The organism is Micromonospora inyonensis (assembly GCF_900091415.1).
Taxonomy (GTDB): domain Bacteria; phylum Actinomycetota; class Actinomycetes; order Mycobacteriales; family Micromonosporaceae; genus Micromonospora; species Micromonospora inyonensis.
This window is the reverse complement of the sequence record NZ_FMHU01000001.1, coordinates 1,450,948-1,466,764: the sequence shown is the minus strand read 5'-3', so window position 1 is coordinate 1,466,764 and position 15,817 is coordinate 1,450,948. Positions and strand designations below refer to the sequence as shown.

15 protein-coding genes and 1 pseudogene are annotated in these 15,817 nt (G+C 70.3%); 5 read left to right on the top strand and 11 right to left on the bottom strand.

The features are described from left to right. Positions 1-22 precede the first annotated feature (22 nt). Together GA0074694_RS06675 and murJ are read right to left on the bottom strand one after the other, a co-directional pair. Positions 23-1,630, bottom strand: coding sequence for a protein kinase family protein (locus tag GA0074694_RS06675; RefSeq protein WP_091454044.1), 1,608 nt, complete (start codon positions 1,628-1,630; stop codon positions 23-25). Positions 1,631-2,059: 429 nt separating this feature from the next. Further along, on the bottom strand, positions 2,060-3,802 hold the full coding sequence (gene murJ / locus GA0074694_RS06670; protein ID WP_091454036.1) for a murein biosynthesis integral membrane protein MurJ: 1,743 nt from the start codon (positions 3,800-3,802) through the stop codon (positions 2,060-2,062). 126 nt (positions 3,803-3,928) lie between these two features. Between murJ and GA0074694_RS06665 the strand changes: the two genes are divergently transcribed. Both GA0074694_RS06665 and GA0074694_RS06660 read left to right on the top strand, forming a co-directional pair. After that, positions 3,929-5,389: a CCA tRNA nucleotidyltransferase gene (locus GA0074694_RS06665; RefSeq protein WP_091454033.1), complete on the top strand. Its 1,461-nt coding sequence runs from the start codon at positions 3,929-3,931 to the stop codon at positions 5,387-5,389. Next, complete coding sequence (locus GA0074694_RS06660; protein ID WP_091454029.1) at positions 5,389-6,231, top strand: alpha/beta hydrolase; 843 nt, start codon at positions 5,389-5,391, stop codon at positions 6,229-6,231. The genes GA0074694_RS06665 and GA0074694_RS06660 overlap by 1 nt, the downstream gene beginning before the upstream one ends. Here GA0074694_RS06660 and GA0074694_RS06655 read toward each other — a convergent pair. After that, a complete protein-coding gene (locus GA0074694_RS06655) occupies positions 6,211-6,582 on the bottom strand; it encodes a hypothetical protein (RefSeq protein WP_245714720.1) in 372 nt (123 codons plus the stop codon). The two genes, GA0074694_RS06660 and GA0074694_RS06655, sit on opposite strands and share 21 nt — an antisense overlap. Positions 6,583-6,885: 303 nt before the next feature. Here GA0074694_RS06655 and GA0074694_RS06650 point away from each other — a divergent pair, with 303 nt between their 5' ends. Then, on the top strand, positions 6,886-7,119 hold the full coding sequence (locus GA0074694_RS06650) for a GntR family transcriptional regulator (RefSeq protein ID WP_091454026.1): 234 nt from the start codon (positions 6,886-6,888) through the stop codon (positions 7,117-7,119). Between the two features lie 61 nt (positions 7,120-7,180). Here GA0074694_RS06650 and GA0074694_RS31480 read toward each other — a convergent pair whose 3' ends face one another. The 4 genes from GA0074694_RS31480 to GA0074694_RS06635 form a co-directional block, all read right to left on the bottom strand. Beyond that, complete coding sequence (locus tag GA0074694_RS31480) at positions 7,181-7,345, bottom strand: hypothetical protein (RefSeq protein ID WP_176737802.1); 165 nt, start codon at positions 7,343-7,345, stop codon at positions 7,181-7,183. A 107-nt stretch (positions 7,346-7,452) separates the two neighbouring features. Continuing rightward, positions 7,453-8,964 carry a flotillin family protein gene (locus GA0074694_RS06645; RefSeq protein WP_091454022.1) on the bottom strand — a complete coding sequence of 504 codons (1,512 nt, stop codon included), beginning with the start codon at positions 8,962-8,964 and terminating at the stop codon, positions 7,453-7,455. Positions 8,965-8,992: 28 nt separating this feature from the next. Continuing rightward, the gene (locus GA0074694_RS06640) at positions 8,993-9,514 is read right to left on the bottom strand and encodes a hypothetical protein (protein ID WP_245714719.1); all 522 of its coding nucleotides are present in this window, start codon (positions 9,512-9,514) and stop codon (positions 8,993-8,995) included. Between the two features lie 201 nt (positions 9,515-9,715). Next, the gene (locus tag GA0074694_RS06635; protein WP_091454015.1) at positions 9,716-11,827 is read right to left on the bottom strand and encodes a SulP family inorganic anion transporter; all 2,112 of its coding nucleotides are present in this window, start codon (positions 11,825-11,827) and stop codon (positions 9,716-9,718) included. 493 nt (positions 11,828-12,320) lie between these two features. Here GA0074694_RS06635 and GA0074694_RS06630 point away from each other — a divergent pair, with 493 nt between their 5' ends. Then, a complete protein-coding gene (locus tag GA0074694_RS06630; RefSeq protein ID WP_091454011.1) occupies positions 12,321-12,797 on the top strand; it encodes a methylated-DNA--[protein]-cysteine S-methyltransferase in 477 nt (158 codons plus the stop codon). 113 nt (positions 12,798-12,910) lie between these two features. Here the strand turns inward: GA0074694_RS06630 and GA0074694_RS06625 are convergent, their stop codons facing one another. Together GA0074694_RS06625 and GA0074694_RS06620 are read right to left on the bottom strand one after the other, a co-directional pair. Continuing rightward, complete coding sequence (locus GA0074694_RS06625) at positions 12,911-13,147, bottom strand: DUF397 domain-containing protein (RefSeq protein ID WP_091454008.1); 237 nt, start codon at positions 13,145-13,147, stop codon at positions 12,911-12,913. Between the two features lie 4 nt (positions 13,148-13,151). Beyond that, positions 13,152-13,478: pseudogene (locus GA0074694_RS06620) on the bottom strand (Scr1 family TA system antitoxin-like transcriptional regulator); the annotation flags it as partial. 43 nt (positions 13,479-13,521) lie between these two features. Between GA0074694_RS06620 and GA0074694_RS06615 the strand changes: the two are divergent. Beyond that, positions 13,522-13,776 carry a hypothetical protein gene (locus tag GA0074694_RS06615; protein WP_091454006.1) on the top strand — a complete coding sequence of 85 codons (255 nt, stop codon included), beginning with the start codon at positions 13,522-13,524 and terminating at the stop codon, positions 13,774-13,776. Between the two features lie 126 nt (positions 13,777-13,902). On the opposite strand, the gene GA0074694_RS06610 is transcribed toward GA0074694_RS06615, so the two are convergent. Both GA0074694_RS06610 and GA0074694_RS06605 read right to left on the bottom strand, forming a co-directional pair. Continuing rightward, on the bottom strand, positions 13,903-14,982 hold the full coding sequence (locus GA0074694_RS06610) for an inositol-3-phosphate synthase (RefSeq protein ID WP_091454004.1): 1,080 nt from the start codon (positions 14,980-14,982) through the stop codon (positions 13,903-13,905). 23 nt (positions 14,983-15,005) lie between these two features. Next, complete coding sequence (locus tag GA0074694_RS06605; RefSeq protein ID WP_091454001.1) at positions 15,006-15,644, bottom strand: PadR family transcriptional regulator; 639 nt, start codon at positions 15,642-15,644, stop codon at positions 15,006-15,008. Positions 15,645-15,817: the final 173 nt, after the last annotated feature.

The window sequence follows — 15,817 nt, the reverse complement described above, 5'->3', positions numbered from 1 at the left end:
TTGGATCGCCGTGCGCGCCGGTTCACTGCACCTGGACCGTGATCTCCTGGACGATGAGCTTGAACTTGCCCGCGTCGATCTCCGGCAGGTCGGTGACCCAGAAGAGGAGGTACTGGTACTTCTGGTCGGCCTCGAAGCCGTCGAAGACCATCTTCGCGCCGTGGTTCTCCAGCGTCGGGCCGATCTGCTTGCTCTTGAACGCCTGGACGAGGGCCTTGTCGCCGGCCGAGGTGGACGGGTGGTCGGCGGTGCCGACGTAGATCTTCCCGGTGGCACCCCGGTTGGACAGCAGCGCCTCCACCGACTTCACCGTCTGCGGCTGCTTGAGGTCGATCAGGATCCCCATGCCGCCCTTGAGGTTGCTGAACTTGGCGTTGTAGTAGCTGTCGGTCTGCCACGCCTCGTCCTGGTCCCCGTCGACGACCTTCTCGATGCCGTCGAACTCGTCCCGGGCCTTGCTGTCCGGGTCGATCACGCGGACCTGGTCGGTGCCGAGCTTCAGGGTCCGGACGGCGGCCGGTGCCGGTGCCGGGGCGTCGTCGCTGGCCACCGGGCCGGGCGGGTTCGCGGCCTGACCGCCCGGGTCGTCGTCGCCCCGCAGGGTGGTGACGCCGATGAGGAGGCCGACCAGGGCGACCACGAGCAGGCCGGCGATACCGAGGACCACCTTGCGGCCACCGGCCGGGGAGAGCGGGGTGCGCTCGTCCTCGTTGTCGGCGGTGAACCGGAGCGGGCCGGCCTGTTCGAGGTACTGCTCGTCGGCGGGCACCTCCAGCCGGCCCAGCTCGGCGGCGAGCACGTCCGACGAGGGCGGTGGAATCTGCCGGTCGAGCAGGTCCATGGTCAGGTCGTCCAGGTACGCGGGCACGCCCGCGCGGACCTGCCGGGGGGCGGCGAGGCCGCCGCCCGCGTCGCGGACCGCGTCCGGGATGACGGCCCGGCCGTGCCCGGCGGTGGCGCCGTGCAACGGCGCCTCGCCGTGCGGCCAGTGCCCGGTGAGCGCGTAGTAGAGGACGCCACCGACCGCCCGGAGGTCGCTCTCCTGGCTGTCCGCGCCGTCGGTCCGCGCGTCGGCGAGGACCACCCGGCCGTCGTCGCTGATCATCACGGTGCCCGGGTGCACGTTGCCGTGCACCATGCCGGTGGCGTGCACCGCGGCCAGGGCGCTGGCCACGGAGTGCCCGATGCTGGTGGCCCGCGCCGGGTCCAACGGGCCCTCGGCGGTCAGTTCGCGCAGCGACCGGCCGTCCACCCACTCGCGGACCACGTACGCCCGCTCGGCCTCGTCGATGGCGTCGTAGACGCCGGCCAGGTTGGGGTGGATGACCCGGCTGGCGGCGACCGCGGCCTGGAGCATCTCGGTGGCCGAGTCGCCACCGGGGTGCCGCAGCACGACCGCGACCGGGCGGCGCAGGATGACGTCGACCCCGCGCCAGACCTGCCGGCCCGCACTGTCGTCGTTGATGTGCTCGACCAGTTCGTACCGTTCGGCAAGGATCTCACCGACCGTGGGAGCACCGAAGGTCATGACGGACGGAGCGCTTTCCTCCGCCTCCTGACCCTCGCCGACCTGGGTCACCCGTCCTCCCTCGGTGATCGTGTCGATCGATGGACCCGAACTGCTGGGCATGTGGCTTTCCGCTCTGCCTCGTCAAGGAACCGGCTCGTGTCGTCGACGCGGAGCGCCGCCGGCGGCCGTACCCGTCGAGAGCGACCTTACCTGGGTTGCGTGTCTCCCCGACATGTCATCTTGCCGCCGTACCCGCACAGGCTGCCGGTTACGGGTGGCGTGTCCGGTTACGACCGTTGTCAGCCACGTTGCTGGTACATGTACGTGCCAAATCTAGAGGCTGTCCGCAAGCGGTGACCGGAGGGGCCCGCCGACACCGACCCGAGCAGGTCGACTGCCGCCGGGTTCCCCCCGATCGTCTGGCCATGCTCATCCGTACGGCTGGTTATCCACAGGCCGAACCGGTAGGTGAGCGGCGGCTCGCTGAGTTATCCACAGGTACATCCCCAGGTGGTGATCCACCGTCACGCACTGTCCACAGGCTCGGGATCACCGACCGAGCCGGCGGCGGACCATGCCGACCACCTCGGTGATCTCGCCGATCCGCAGCAGCATGGCCAGCCCGAGGTACGTGCCGGCGATGACCGCTCCGCCGATCACGAGCTGGACGATCGCCTCCAGGCGGCTCGGCGTGTCGTCGCCCGGCAGCAGCCAGACCACCAGCACGCCGACCAGCGCGGCACCGGCGGCGGCGACCAGGACGCGGCCGAGGGTACGGACGATCGCGCCGAGTCCGATCCGCCCCACCCGGGGCCGCAGCAGCCAGGCCGAGCCGATCGCGGCGGCCAGGTACGACACCGCGTTGCCGATCATCATGCCGGCAGCGGCGAAGCTCGCCGAGAACGCGGCGAAGAGGACGACCTGCACCCCGATCCGGAGGGCGACCACCGGGATGTTGATCAAAGCCGGGGTGCGGGTGTCGGGCAGCGCGTAGAAGGCGAAGGTGAAGAGCTGGCTCACCGCGAACGGCACCAGCGCGACGGCGGCGACCATCAACACCAGGGCGGTGGCCTCGACGTTCTTGTCGGTGAACGCGCCGTACCCGAACAGGGTCCTCGCCAGCGGGGTGGCCAGCACCGCGTAGCAGACCGCGATCGGGGCGAGCACCGCCGAGACGGTCCGGGTGGCCCGGGACAGGTCGGCGGCGAGGTCGGCGTACCGGCCGTCGGCGGCGGCGGCGCTCATCCGGGGCATCAGCGCCGTGATGATCGACACGGCGATGATCCCGTGCGCCATCATCAGCAGCAGGAAGACGTTGTTGTAGATCAGCGGACCGGCCTTGTTGCCGCCGCCGGCCCGGTTGAGCAGGTTGAACAGGACGACCAGCCCGATCTGGCTGACCGTCACGTAGCAGAACATCCAGGCACCGAGCCGGCTCAGCTCGGCCAGGCCCAGAGCCCGGAAGTCGAACCGGAGCTTCCACCGGAAGCCGACCTTGCGGAGCGCCGGGAGCAGCCCCAACGACTGGATGACCACCCCGAGCAGGGTGCCGCCGCCGATCAGCAGGATCCGGCCGCCGGTCATCTCGTTCGGTTTGATGATCTCCGCGCCGAAGATGGCGATGTAGAGCCCGGCGGTGGTGATCACTACCAGGTTGTTCAGGATCGGCGCCCACATCGGGGCGGCGAAGTGCCCCCGGGTGTTGAGCACCGCGCTGATCAACGCACTCAGGCCGCTGAAGAAGATCATCGGCAGCATGAGATACGACAGCGTGGTGACCAGTTTCGGATAGCCCTCGCCCGACTGGTCGCCCCCGTAGAGCGCGGCGAGCTGTGCGGCGAAGACCAACGCCAGCAGCACGGCGACGCCGAGCGCGAGCACGGCCAGGGTGAGCAGCCGCTGGGCGTACGCCTGGCCGCCGTCGGCGTCGGACTTGCGGCGGCGGACCAGCACCGGGATCAGGACACTGGTCAGGATGCCGCCGAGCAGGAACTCGTAGACCATCTGGGGGAGGATCTGCGCGGTGGTGTACGCGTCACCGACCAGCGCGCCGCCGAGCGCGGCGGTCAGCGCCAGCGTGCGCAGGAAGCCCGTGCCCCGGCTGACCAGGCTGCCGATCGCCATCACCGCGCTGTTCGTCGCGGCACTGGTCTCGCCGACCTGCTCGGCCGGCGGGGCGGTCGACTCCAGCGCGGGCTGGTTCAGCGGCTCGGCGGAGATGTACGTGGCATCGTCCGGCCGGCGGTCGTCCCCCCAGCCGGCGTTCGCGCTGCGGTAGAGCCCGCCGCTCATCGAGCCTCCCAAGGGGTACGAGATGGCCGGGCACGGGCCCGCACACGACCAAGACCTTAGTCAACGTCTGCCCGAGCCGCGCCCGGCGGACCAGTTCGGACGCCGGACCGCTAGGCTGGCGCTCCGATGTCCGAAGCCTCCGTACCCCACGCCGCCGACCGCCGCCAGCTCACCGCCGCGCAGCGCAACGCCGTCGCCGAACTGCTCCGCGTCTCCCCGGTCGCCGACGAACTGGGCCGCCGGTTCGCCCGTGCCGGCCACGAGCTGCACCTGGTGGGCGGTTCGGTCCGGGACGCCCTGCTCGGCCGGCTCGGCGAGGATCTCGACTTCTGCACCGACGCCCACCCGGACCAGACGCTCAAGGTGCTCAAGGGCTGGGCCGAGTCGATCTGGGAGACCGGACGCGAGTTCGGCACCATCGGCGCGCAGCGCGGCGGCCTCCGGTTGGAGATCACCACCTTCCGCGCCGAGTCGTACGACCAGGTCAGCCGCAACCCGGTGGTGGCGTACGGGACGAACCTGACCGACGACCTGAAGCGGCGCGACTTCACCGTCAACGCGATGGCGGTGAGCCTGCCCGAGCATCGCTTCACCGACCCGTACGGCGGCCTGGACGACCTGGCCGCCCGGGTGATCCGTACCCCGGGGACGCCCCGGGAGTCCTTCGGCGACGACCCGCTGCGGATGCTGCGGGCGGCGCGGTTCGCCGCGCAGCTCCGTTTCGCCGTGCACCCGGACGTCCGCGTGGCGATGACCCGGATGGCCGCCGACCTGGACCGGATCACCGCCGAGCGGATCCGGGACGAGTTCACCAAGCTGCTCAGCGGCGCCGACCCGGTCACCGGGCTGCGGCTGCTGGTCGACACCGGGCTGGCCGAGCGGTTCCTCCCCGAACTGACCGGCCTCAAGCTGGAGATCGACGAGCACGCCCAGCACAAGGACGTCTACGAGCACACGCTCACCGTGGTCAGCAACGCGGTCGCGCTGGAGGAGGACGGCCCCGACTTCATCCTCCGGATGGCCGCCCTCATGCACGACGTGGGCAAGCCGGCGACCAAGGCGATCGGCTCGGACGGCCGGGTGAGCTTCCACCACCACGAGGTGGTCGGCGCGCGGCTGACCAAGGCCCGGATGAAGGCCATGCGCTACCCGAAGGACGTCACCGCCCAGGTCACCAAGCTGGTCGGCCTGCACCTTCGCTTCTACGGGTACGGCCGGGGCGAGTGGACCGACTCGGCCGTCCGCCGGTACGTCACCGACGCCGGTGACCTGCTGCCCCGGCTGCACAAGCTGACCCGCTCGGACTGCACCACCCGCAACCGGCGCAAGGCCGCCCAGCTCGCGTCGGACTACAGCGCGCTGGAGGAGCGGATCGCCCGGATCGCGGCCGAGGAGGACCTGGCCCGGGTCCGTCCCGACCTGGACGGCAACGCGATCATGGAGTTGCTCGGCGTGCCGCCGGGGCCGATCGTCGGGCGGGCCTGGAAACACCTCAAGGACGTACGTTTGGAGCACGGCCCACTCGACCGGGACGCCGCCGAGGCGGAGCTGCTGCGCTGGGCGCGCGCCGGGGGGATCGTCGACTGATGGCGCCGACCTTCGTCTTCGTCCACGGCGCCGGCTGCAACTCGTTCACCTGGGCGCCCATGCAGCGGGAGCTGGCCCTGCACGGTCACCGGTCGCTCGCCGTCGACCTGCCCGGGCACGGGTTCGGCGCGACGTTCCCGGCGGCGTACCAGGCACCACAGGACCTCGCCGCGCTGGCGACCACGCCGAGCGCGATGGCCGGCATCGGCCACGCGGACAACGTGGCGCACGTGCTGGACGTGCTGCGGCGGGTGCGCACGCACGGCCCGGTGATCCTGGTCGGGCACAGCCGGGGCGGCATCACCCTGACCGGGGTCGGCAACGCCGCGCCGGAGCTGGTGGACCGGCTGGTCTACATCTCGGCGTGGTGCTGCGTGAACGACACCCCGGCCGGTTACCAGACCTCGGCCGAGAACGCGTCGAGCGTCCTGCACGGCGTCGGCGGCCTGCTCGCCGCGAACCCGATGGAACTCGGCGCGCTGCGCTTCAACTGGCGTACCGCCGATCCGGAGCTGCTCGCCCTGCTCCGGGAGGCATGCCTGGCCGACGGCACCGACGACGAGTTCTACGGCTACCTGAACACCCTGGAACCGGACGAGAGCCTGGACCCCGGCGAGGAGCGGGCCGACGCGGCGACGTGGGGCACCATTCCCCGCACCTACGTGCGGCTCACCGCCGACCGTTCGATGCCGGTCGCCCTCCAGGACCGGTTCATCGCCGAGGCCGACGCGCTGACTCCCGACAACCCGTTCGACGTCCGGTCGCTGGATGCCAGCCACGTCGGGGTGCTGGTCCGCCCGGCCGAGACCGTGGCCCTGCTCTCATCGCTCGTTCCGGGGTGACGAAGCGGTCCGGCTGGCGGAAGGTCGGACGGGCCGTGCCGTACCGGTGGAGGCGTGCCGTCCCGAGTTGGGGACCCGACGGGGGCGTGGAGCGCTGACCTCGGTCAGCCTTCGCAGCCCCGCCGGCTGTACGAAGATCGACCGTCGGGCCACGGCGTCTCCCTTGGCGTCAAGCTGGTAGCCGTCGAGCCAGATCCACCCGTCGAAGGTGACCCAGTCGAGCACCCGGATCAGCCGGAACACGATCGGCCGGACGGTGAACTGGACGCTCGCCGCTGCGGTGACCTCGAAGAGGTCACCGGCCCTGAGCTGCCGTCCGACTGGTGGCTGGTTGCCGGGGCGGCGGTTCACGGCCTGCGGTAGCGACGCCACGCGATGATCCGGGTCCGGGCCACCGCGACCTCCGGGCACCAGCCGCTATGCGTGCAGCGCGGGCAGTCGTGGTGGCGGTGGTACTCGAGGACGTACCAGGCGGTCTGGACCAGGGACGGCGTCCTTCTCCCAGGCACGGGCGGACCCCCTGTCGGAGCGTTTACCTGCACCTACAGAAGGTAACCCAACCCGTCCATCCTGTATAGGGCGGGTAACTCGTTCATCCTGTTCAACCCGTTCCTGAACCTCCTATCCAGGTTTGTCGTCCATAAGGTCCGGCACATGGTTGACGAGATGTCCCCGGTTGCGTTCTACGTCCAGCTCGCAGACCTTCTCGCCAAGCAGATCGAGGAGGAGAAGCTCAAGCCGCGTCAGCCGGTGCCGAGTGAGAGCCAGCTCCAACAGCAGTACGGCGTCAGTCGCGGCACGGTCCGAGCGGCGATCCGCCTGCTCCGGGAGCGTGGACTGGTCGTGACGTTCACCGGCCGGGGAACGTACGTGGCCGACCGCAAGTAGGTCACTGGCGCGGGCGGTGCTTCGGAACGCTGGGATGGCGGGGCGGGACGCATACCCTCTGTCACCCCGTCCGATCGACACCGCGGCGCAGACCCTCGTTGACGACGAACCGCAGCGGCTCGGGCACCCCGTCGGAGGCCAGCTCGCCGACGGCGGTGTGACCCAGCGCCTCCCGATAGAAGCGGTACGACTCCCGGCGGTCGGCGATCGGCAAAGCGACCACCACGGGCGAGTGGATAAGGTACGGCAGCGTCCATGTCGGGATACGTACCAGACAATTGTGACGAGGCCCCGCCCACCGCGCGGGTGGGCGGGGCCTCGAAGCGGGCTGTGCTACCTGCCGGTCTCGACCGCCGTGGTCGTCACCGGGGCCGTGCCGTCGGTCCGGGCCGCGCCGAGCCGGGCGAGCAGGCCGGGCAGGTCGATACCGGTCAGGTCGGAGCCGAGCTGGAGGCCCTGGGCGACGTTGCCGGCCACCGACTTCGTCAGCGACGACGCGCCGTCGGTGGAGATGACGGTCATCTTGTCGATCGCGCCGATCGGGGCGCTGGCCGCCTCGACCACCTGCGGCAGCACCCGGACCAGCAGGTCCAGCACGGCGGCCTCGCCGTACGCGGCGAACGCCTCGGCCTTGCGGGCCATCGCCTCGGCCTCGGCCTGCCCCTTGGCCAGGATGGCCTCGGCCTCGGCGCGGCCCTCCCGCTCGACCGCCTCGGCGATCGCGCTCCGGCGGCGCTGCTCGGCCTCACCCTCCTTGGCACCCTCGATCGCGTTCGCCTCGGCCAGCGCGGCCCGGCGGGCCCGCTCACCTTCACCGGTCAACCGGGCCTGCTCGGCGGCGGCCTGGGCGGCGGCGATGGTGGCCTGCCGCTGCGCGTCGGCGTTCAGCACCGCCGCGTTGCGCGCCGCCTCGGCCTCCTGCTCGACCTTGTACCGGGCCGCGTCGGCCGGCTTGCGGACCTCGGTGTCGAGCTGACGCTGCTTCAGTTCGGCGTTGCGCTCGGCGACCTTCTGCTGCTCGGTGAGGATCGCCTGGTCCCGCTCGGCCTGGGCGAGCGGCCCGGCCGCCGCCGACTTCGCCTTCGCCGCGTCGATCTCGGCCTGAATGCCGGCCTGCTTCAACGCCAGGTTCCGGTTCGCCTCGGCGATGACCTCCTCGGCGAGCAACCGCTCCTGCTCGGCCTGCTGCCGGGCCCGCGCCTCGGCGATGGAAGCGTCCTTGAGCACCCGCGCCGCCTCCGGCCGGCCCAGGTCCTGGAGGTACGACCCCTCGGCGAGGATGTCCTGGAGCTGGAAGGTGTCCAGCACCAGGCCCTGGTTGGTCATCGAGTGCTCGGCCTCCTCGGCGACCGCGCTGGCGAAGGCCGCCCGGTCCCGGATGACCTCCTCGACGGTGAGCCGGCCGACGATCGAGCGCAGCGCGCCGGCCAGCACCTCACGGGTGAAGTCCTCGATCTCGTCCTGCTGGTGCAGGAACCGCTGGGCGGCGGCCCGGATCGCGTCCTCGGTGCCGCCCACCTTGACGATGGCGACGCCGTGCAGGTCGGTGCGGATGCCCTGCTTGCTCACCGCGCCCTTGATGCCGACGTCGATCCGCCGGCTGGACAGGTCGAGGGACTGGAGCTTCTGCACCACGGGCAGGACGAAGACCGACGCGCCGAGGACGACCTTCTGCCCAGAGTTGTCGGTCAGCCGGCCGCCGTCGGCGGTCTGGGTGGTGCGGCCCTTCCGGCCGGTGACGATGAACGCCTCGTTCGGTCCGGCCACCTTGATCCGGGACAGCACGAAGAGCACCAGGACGAGGAGGAGCAGTACCGCTCCGCCGATGGCGATGAGGAGGGGCATGTAGGGGTCCGTCTCTCTGCGAAAAGGTTCAGTACGGCTCGACGTGCACGCTGGTCTCGCTGAGGGTCTCCACGACGAAGACCTGGGTGCCGCCCGGGAGCGGCCGGTCGGCCCGGGCGTTGAGCTTCACCGGCTGCCCGGCGAGGCGTACCCGGACCTCGCCGTACCCGGTGGTGGGGATCGGGGTGACGACCACGCCGAGCGTGCCGACCAGGTGCTCGCGGGTGGGGGTCGGGTCGGTGCGCATGGTCCGGGCGGCGCGCCCGAGCCGGGCGGCGAACCATGCGGCGGGCACCGCCGCGAGGACGCCGACGCCGGCCGCACCGGCGATCAGGCCAGGGCTGCCGCCCCCGATCAGCTCATTGGCGATGGCCCCGCCGAAGCCGAGGGCACCGGTGAAACCGGCCACCACCTCCAGGGAGACCGGCCCGTCGACAGTGGGGTGGACGACGTGCAGCAGTTCCCCGCCGAGCAGGGCGAACGCCAGCACCACGACGCTCACCGCGCCGACGACGAGGAAGACGAGCGTTCCGGTGGCCACGACCTGCAGGCTAGTTACCTGAGGCAACCTCACGGAACCACCGGTTGGACGACGGCTGAACGCCGGTGATGGCGCGGGTTCCCCGTCGAGGGGCATTCCGCAGCCAGGACGATTGTGCTGGCCCAGCGACACCCCGCCGCCGTGGTTGACGGTGCGGTCGGACCCCCGACGGCGTCGCCGTGCTCGATCGGCGGCAGCAGTATCTGCGGTTCAGGTGGAGATTGGGTGGTGTAGGCGAAGGTCGGGGTCGACGGCGTACATGCGGGCCTGGGCGAGGTCGAAGTACATGCCGGTCAGGTTGAGGCGGCCGGCCGCGACGGCGGCGCTGACGGCGGGATGGGTGCGCAGGTTCGCTAGTTGCTGCGTGACGTTGGCGATGCAGCAGGCTTCTTCGTCGGCCGGGTCCTGGAAATGCACGCCTGACTGGGCGAGCCAGCGGCCCAGTGCCGAGTCAGCGGCAAGTGCGCCGCTCGTCAGGGCTCGCACTGCACTGCAGCCGGAGTGTCCGCAAACGGTGATGGTGGTGATGCCGAGGACGTTGATCGCGTACTCGATCGCCGCGCTGACCGAGGTGTCGGGGGCACCCTTCGGAGGCACGATGTTGCCGATGTTGCGAACGCAGAACAGGTCACCCGGGCCGCTGCCGGTGATCAGGTTGGGTACCAGGCGGGAGTCAGCGCACGTGATGAACAGCTGGTCGGGGGCCTGGCCGGTGTGGGCCAGGTCTGCGAGTTCGGGCCGGACCAGCGGCGCTACGCTGCGCTCGAACTCTTGGATGCCGACTGTCATGGCATCCTGGCGGTCGCGGTCGGCACCCTGCCAACGTGACCACGAGCCGAGGAGGCGGGGGATGCGTTTGCCGATGCCGAGCCCGTCGGATGCCGCACGGTGGAACCAAGAGTCGTTTATCTCGCTGATGTGGACCTGACCGCCGGCTCGCGTGTAGGACTCCTGCCAGTCGCGGATGGTTTCGTAGGCGCCGTGATCGAGATAATCAAGGTGCAGTTCGAGTTCGACGTACTGAGCGGGGGGTAGCGCGGCAAGTCGGCGGGTGAGCCGCTCGGAGGCGATGAAGGCGAGGGTTCCGGTGATCGACACGAGCCAGGTGCCGGATGCCGGTTGGGTGGTCCAAATTTCGCACCGGGCCAACCGCCACAGCATGAAGAGCACTGCCGTCGCCATGCCCAGCCCGACCCCGGTGAGCAGATCCGTCGCGGTCACGCCGACCGCGGTGATCAGATAGATGGGCAGTTCCCGGTGCCGGGCATACGTGCGGATCTGAGCGAGGCTCACCAGCCGCAAGCCGACCAAGACGAGGACGGCGGCGAGCGCGGCCATCGGGATCATTTCCAACCATGCGGCGCAGACCAATACGAACCCGGCGATCCAGACGCCGTGCAGGATGGCGGAGGCGCGGGTGCGGGCGCCGGCCGCGACATTGGTCGAGCTTCGCACGATGACGCCGGTGACTGGGAGACCGCCGAGCGTGCCGGAGACGGCGTTCGCGGTGCCCTGAGCGATGAGTTCACGGTTGAGGTTGGCGCGGGGGCCGTCGTGCATCCGGTCAACGGCTACCGCTGAAAGCAGGGATTCCACGCTCGCCACCAGTGCGATGGTGATGACAGCCACGGTGATTTCCCGCAGCGGCGCGTCCGGCCAGCGGGCGAGGGTCAGTTCGCTCAGCGGCTCGGCGGGCAGGTCCACCCGCTCCACGTCGGCGCCCAGGGCCGCCGCGACCACAGTGGCGGCAACCACGGCGATTAGCGCCGCCGGCAGTAGGGTGGTTTTGACTAGACGTGGCCAGATCAGCATCAGCGCGATGGTCAGGGTGCCGAGCATCACGGACACACCGTGGTGACCGACGATCTGGCCGGGCAGGTCACGCAGATTCGCCCACGCAGAGCTTTGTGGCGCACCGCCGAGTACCACGTGGATCTGGCTCAGCGCGATGACCAGACCGATGCCGGCGAGCATGCCGTGCACGACTGCTGGCGACAGAGCGAGCGCTGCCCGGCCGAGGCGGGTGATGCCCAGCAGGATCTGCATCAGGCCGGCGACGGCCACGATCGCGGCGGTGCCGGCGAAGCCGAATTCGACGATGGTGCCCGCGACGATCACGGTGAGGCCGGCCGCCGGCCCGCTGACCTGTAGCGGGGCGCCGCTGAGCGCGCCAGCGACAATACCGCCCACGACGGCGGCGACCAGCCCGGCCAGCAGCGGCGCCCCGGAGGCCGCGGCGATACCCAGGGATAACGGGATCGCGATCAGAAAGACCACGATCGACGCAGGGAAATCGTGCCGAAGCAACTTAAAGACCGGCATCTTCGAAATGTACTCATCCAGTATTAACACATGATTACGACTGATTTCTTCCCGTTAAGCCGCACCAACCGGAGGCCCAGACGCGGTCGGCGTACCGGGCCTGTCAGGTGCCCGGCCTGCCTGGATTCCCGCCACGGTTGGGTGGGGGCAAGGCCGCTTTGCCCCCACCGCCGGCCCTGAACGTGCGAACCCACAAGACGTGCGAACCACCGGGACCCCCGTAGACCCGGAGGGCCGCCCGACCGTGACCCGTCAGTGACCCCGGCCAGCCCCTCAGGCAGGCGTGAGCCAATGGGAGACCGCGTCGGTCAGGACGCGGTGTAGGTGCCCGGGTACGGGCGCCAGCCGGCTTCCTGGCTGCTCACTGTCCCACTCCCGAAGTTCCCGCGATCGCTCCTGCTGATACTTGAACAAACCGTGCCACCTGATCACCGGTTGCGGCCATCGCTGGGGCAGCGGCGGATCCTGTCGCCGCGAGCTGGACAATGAGGTCATGCGCTGGACCGTGCTCGACACCCCGATCGGCGAACTCTCCGTGGCCGTGGACGACACGGCGGTCTGCGGCGTGCACTTCGGACGGGTGGAGTCGGCCGGCCCGGCCCGGAGCGAGCTGTCCCGGCGGACCGTGGCGGAGTTGGACACGTACTTCGCGGGGGAGCTGGTCGAGTTCACCGTGCCGGTGGTCGCGCGCCGGGGTTCGGAGTTCGAGCGGGCGGTGTGGCGGGAGATGACCCGCATCCCGTACGGGGAGACGGTAACCTACGGCGAGGTGGCGAAGGCGGTCGGCGATCCCGGTGCGGCGCGGGCGGTCGGGGTGGCCTGCAACCGGAACCCGCTCCCGGTGATCGTGCCGTGCCACCGGATCGTCGGGGCGGGCGGGAAGCTGGTCGGTTTCGGTGGCGGCCTGCCCCGCAAGGTGCACCTGCTGGAGCTGGAGGCCCGGGTGGCACTCCAACGCGCCTGGTCCTGACCTCCAGTTCCAGCAGCTGCCCCGCGATCAGACCGTGGCAGGAGGCGATGTCTCTACGGCTGTCTCAGATCCACGGCAACCGACGACCCGCCGGGCGGCCGGTGCCGGGTCCGTCAGGAGGGTGATTCCCCGCCCGCACGTAGACCGGCGACGAAGGCCGTCCAGGCAGTCGCGGAGTAGACCAGGACCGGCCCGCTGCGGTCCTTGCTGTCGCGTACGGCGACCCGCCGGCTGCCGTCGAGCACCGGCCCGGCCTCTACGCAGTTACCACCGCCGTTGCCACTGCGGGTGCTCACGTGCCAGGCCACCTCGCCCAGTTCCTGCGCTCCGGGCCGGTCGACACTCGCCATGCGTTCACTCCAGACGTGCTTCCAGATCGAAGAGGAACCGTTGCGCGGCACCGTTATGCAGGGCCGCACGCCGTAGCCGATCGTAGCGCTGGATGAGCGAAGCGGCCTTCTCTCCTTCCACCACTACCGTGCCGACGGCGGTGGAGATGCAGCCGGCGGGTGGGTAGGGCCGGCGCATCCGGAAGACGTCGAAGGGCCCGTCCGGGCTGGCGTGCGCGCCCGCGACGGACGGCAGAACCGTGATCTCCACGTTGGGCCACCCGGCCACGCTCCGCAGATGGGCGAGTTGCGCACGCATCACCTCGGGGCCGCCGACCAGCCGGCGCAGTGCTCACCCGCGCGTGGCGGTGGCGGCTCGGGCTGGCGATGAGCTGATGCGGCTCACGTTCGACCCGGCGGACCCGCCCGCCGAACCGCCGGTCGAGTGCGTGTCACCGACCGTCTGGCGGTTGAGCCACCGGCTGCACCGCAGCCACCGGCTCGCGGACGCCGGCCGCTGCGTGTGTGGCGACCCGTTTCCGTGCCCGTACCGACGGCTGGCAGAGCGTGGCTTCCTGGCGGCGCTCGGCATGAACGTCGGAGCCGTTCAACAGGATCTGCTCGACCGACTCACCAAGGAGGAGCAGTAGTGCCGAGCGTGGTTGACGTACAGCGAGACTATCCAACCGTGCTGCTGGGGACGTTGGCCTGAGCCAGACGGCGAGGGCCGGGTCCGATACGGACCCGGCCCTCGACGGTGTGCGGTGGTCAGCGCGTCAGCGCTCGACCTCGCCGGCGATGAACGCCTCGACGGCGGCGTGCGCGTCGTGGTCGGCGTACTGCACCGGCGGGGACTTCATGAAGTACGACGAGGCCGACAGGATCGGGCCGCCGATCTTCCGGTCCAGCGCGATCTTCGCGGCCCGGACGGCGTCGATGATGACACCGGCCGAGTTCGGCGAGTCCCACACCTCGAGCTTCAGCTCGGCGTTCAGCGGGGTGTCACCGAAGGAGCGGCCCTCCAGGCGGATGTACGCCCACTTGCGGTCGTCGAGCCACGGTACGTGGTCGGACGGGCCGATGTGCACGTCGCTCTTGGCCATCTCGTGCGGCACCTGGGAGGTGACCGACTGGGTCTTCGAGATCTTCTTCGAGACCAGCCGGTTGCGCTCCAGCATGTTCATGAAGTCCATGTTGCCGCCGAAGTTGAGCTGGTACGTGCGCAGCAGCTCGACCCCACGGTCCTCGAACAGCTTCGCCAGCGCCCGGTGCACGATGGTGGCACCGACCTGGCTCTTGATGTCGTCACCGACGATCGGCAGGCCCGCGTCCTCGAACTTCTTGGCCCACTCGGGGTCCGAGGCGATGAAGACCGGCAGGGCGTTCACGAACGCGCAGCCGGCGTCGATGGCCGCCTGGGCGTAGAACTTGTCGGCCTGCTCGGAACCGACCGGCAGGTAGGAGACCACCACGTCGACCTGCGCGTCGCGCAGTGCCTGCACGACGTCGACCGGCTCGGCGTCCGACTCCTCGATGATCTCGCGGTAGTACTGGCCCAGGCCGTCGAAGGTCGGGCCGCGCTGCACGGTGATGCCGGTCGGCGGCACGTCGCACAGCTTGATCGTGTTGTTCTCGCTGGCCACGATCGCCTCGGCGAGGTCCATGCCCACCTTCTTGGCGTCCACGTCGAACGCCGCGACGAACTGCACGTCCGAGACGTGGTAGTCGCCGAAGGTGACGTGCATGAGACCCGGGACGCGATCGTTCGGGTCGGCGTTCCGGTAGTACTCCACGCCCTGTACGAGGGACGAGGCGCAGTTACCCACACCGACGATGGCGACGCGGACGGAGCCCATAGCGTCTGCCTCCTTCTTCTTCATCACGGCCGCTCATTCCTGGACTCTCCAGGCGGAGGCGGGCTGGTGTCTTCTCGTGGACCGTCGACCGTCCCGGTGCCCGGGGCGGTCGGGGCCCGGCCGGAGCGCTCGTTGGCGATGAGCTCCTCCAGCCAGCGGACCTCGCGCTCACAGGCGTCGAGGCCGTGGCGCTGGAGTTCCAGGGTGTACGCGTCGAGACGCTCGGCCGCCCGGGCCAGCACGTCGCGCAGACCCTCGCGGCGCTCCTCGATCTTGCGTCGCCGACCTTCCAGGATCCGCAGGCGGGTGGCCTGGTCGGTGCGGGCGAAGAACGCGAAGTGCACGCCGAAGCCGGTGTCGTCGTAGGTCTCCGGACCGGCCTGGGCGATCAGCTGGGCGAAGCGTTCCTTGCCCTCGGCAGTGATCTTGTAGACCACCCGACCGCGTCGGCTGGTCAGCGCGGGAACCTCCTCGGCGGTCGCCGGTGTCTCGTCGGCTTCGGTGATCCATCCCGCCGCCTGGAGCCGGCGCAGCGTGGGGTAGAGCGAGCCGTAGCTGATGGCCGCCCGGATCGCGCCCAGCTTGGCGGCGAGCTCCTTGCGCAGCTCGTAGCCGTGCATCGGGGACTCCTGAAGCAGGCCGAGGATGGCTAGCTCGAGCACGGGCCATCCTCTCTCTTCCCTGACCACGGACCGGTGGCCGACGCGATGTATCGGACCGATACATCGCAACTTAGCGGCTCGCCCTCAGCGGGGCAAACCCCTTGGGGGATTCGTGTCGTGACCGAACGTGAGCGTTGTCGCCCGGTCCGGCCGGAGCGCGTACCCTTTGCCGC

What these genes read in the sequence shown, in the direction of transcription:
- GA0074694_RS06675 (WP_091454044.1), bottom strand. Translation starts at nt 1,630, where the DNA reads ATGCCCAGCAGTTCGGGTCCATCGATCGACACGATCACCGAGGGAGGA.
- murJ (WP_091454036.1), bottom strand. Translation starts at nt 3,802, where the DNA reads ATGAGCGGCGGGCTCTACCGCAGCGCGAACGCCGGCTGGGGGGACGAC.
- GA0074694_RS06665 (WP_091454033.1), top strand. Translation starts at nt 3,929, where the DNA reads ATGTCCGAAGCCTCCGTACCCCACGCCGCCGACCGCCGCCAGCTCACC.
- GA0074694_RS06660 (WP_091454029.1), top strand. Translation starts at nt 5,389, where the DNA reads ATGGCGCCGACCTTCGTCTTCGTCCACGGCGCCGGCTGCAACTCGTTC.
- GA0074694_RS06650 (WP_091454026.1), top strand. Translation starts at nt 6,886, where the DNA reads ATGGTTGACGAGATGTCCCCGGTTGCGTTCTACGTCCAGCTCGCAGAC.
- GA0074694_RS06645 (WP_091454022.1), bottom strand. Translation starts at nt 8,964, where the DNA reads ATGCCCCTCCTCATCGCCATCGGCGGAGCGGTACTGCTCCTCCTCGTC.
- GA0074694_RS06635 (WP_091454015.1), bottom strand. Translation starts at nt 11,827, where the DNA reads ATGCCGGTCTTTAAGTTGCTTCGGCACGATTTCCCTGCGTCGATCGTG.
- GA0074694_RS06630 (WP_091454011.1), top strand. Translation starts at nt 12,321, where the DNA reads ATGCGCTGGACCGTGCTCGACACCCCGATCGGCGAACTCTCCGTGGCC.
- GA0074694_RS06625 (WP_091454008.1), bottom strand. Translation starts at nt 13,147, where the DNA reads ATGGCGAGTGTCGACCGGCCCGGAGCGCAGGAACTGGGCGAGGTGGCC.
- GA0074694_RS06615 (WP_091454006.1), top strand. Translation starts at nt 13,522, where the DNA reads ATGCGGCTCACGTTCGACCCGGCGGACCCGCCCGCCGAACCGCCGGTC.
- GA0074694_RS06610 (WP_091454004.1), bottom strand. Translation starts at nt 14,982, where the DNA reads ATGGGCTCCGTCCGCGTCGCCATCGTCGGTGTGGGTAACTGCGCCTCG.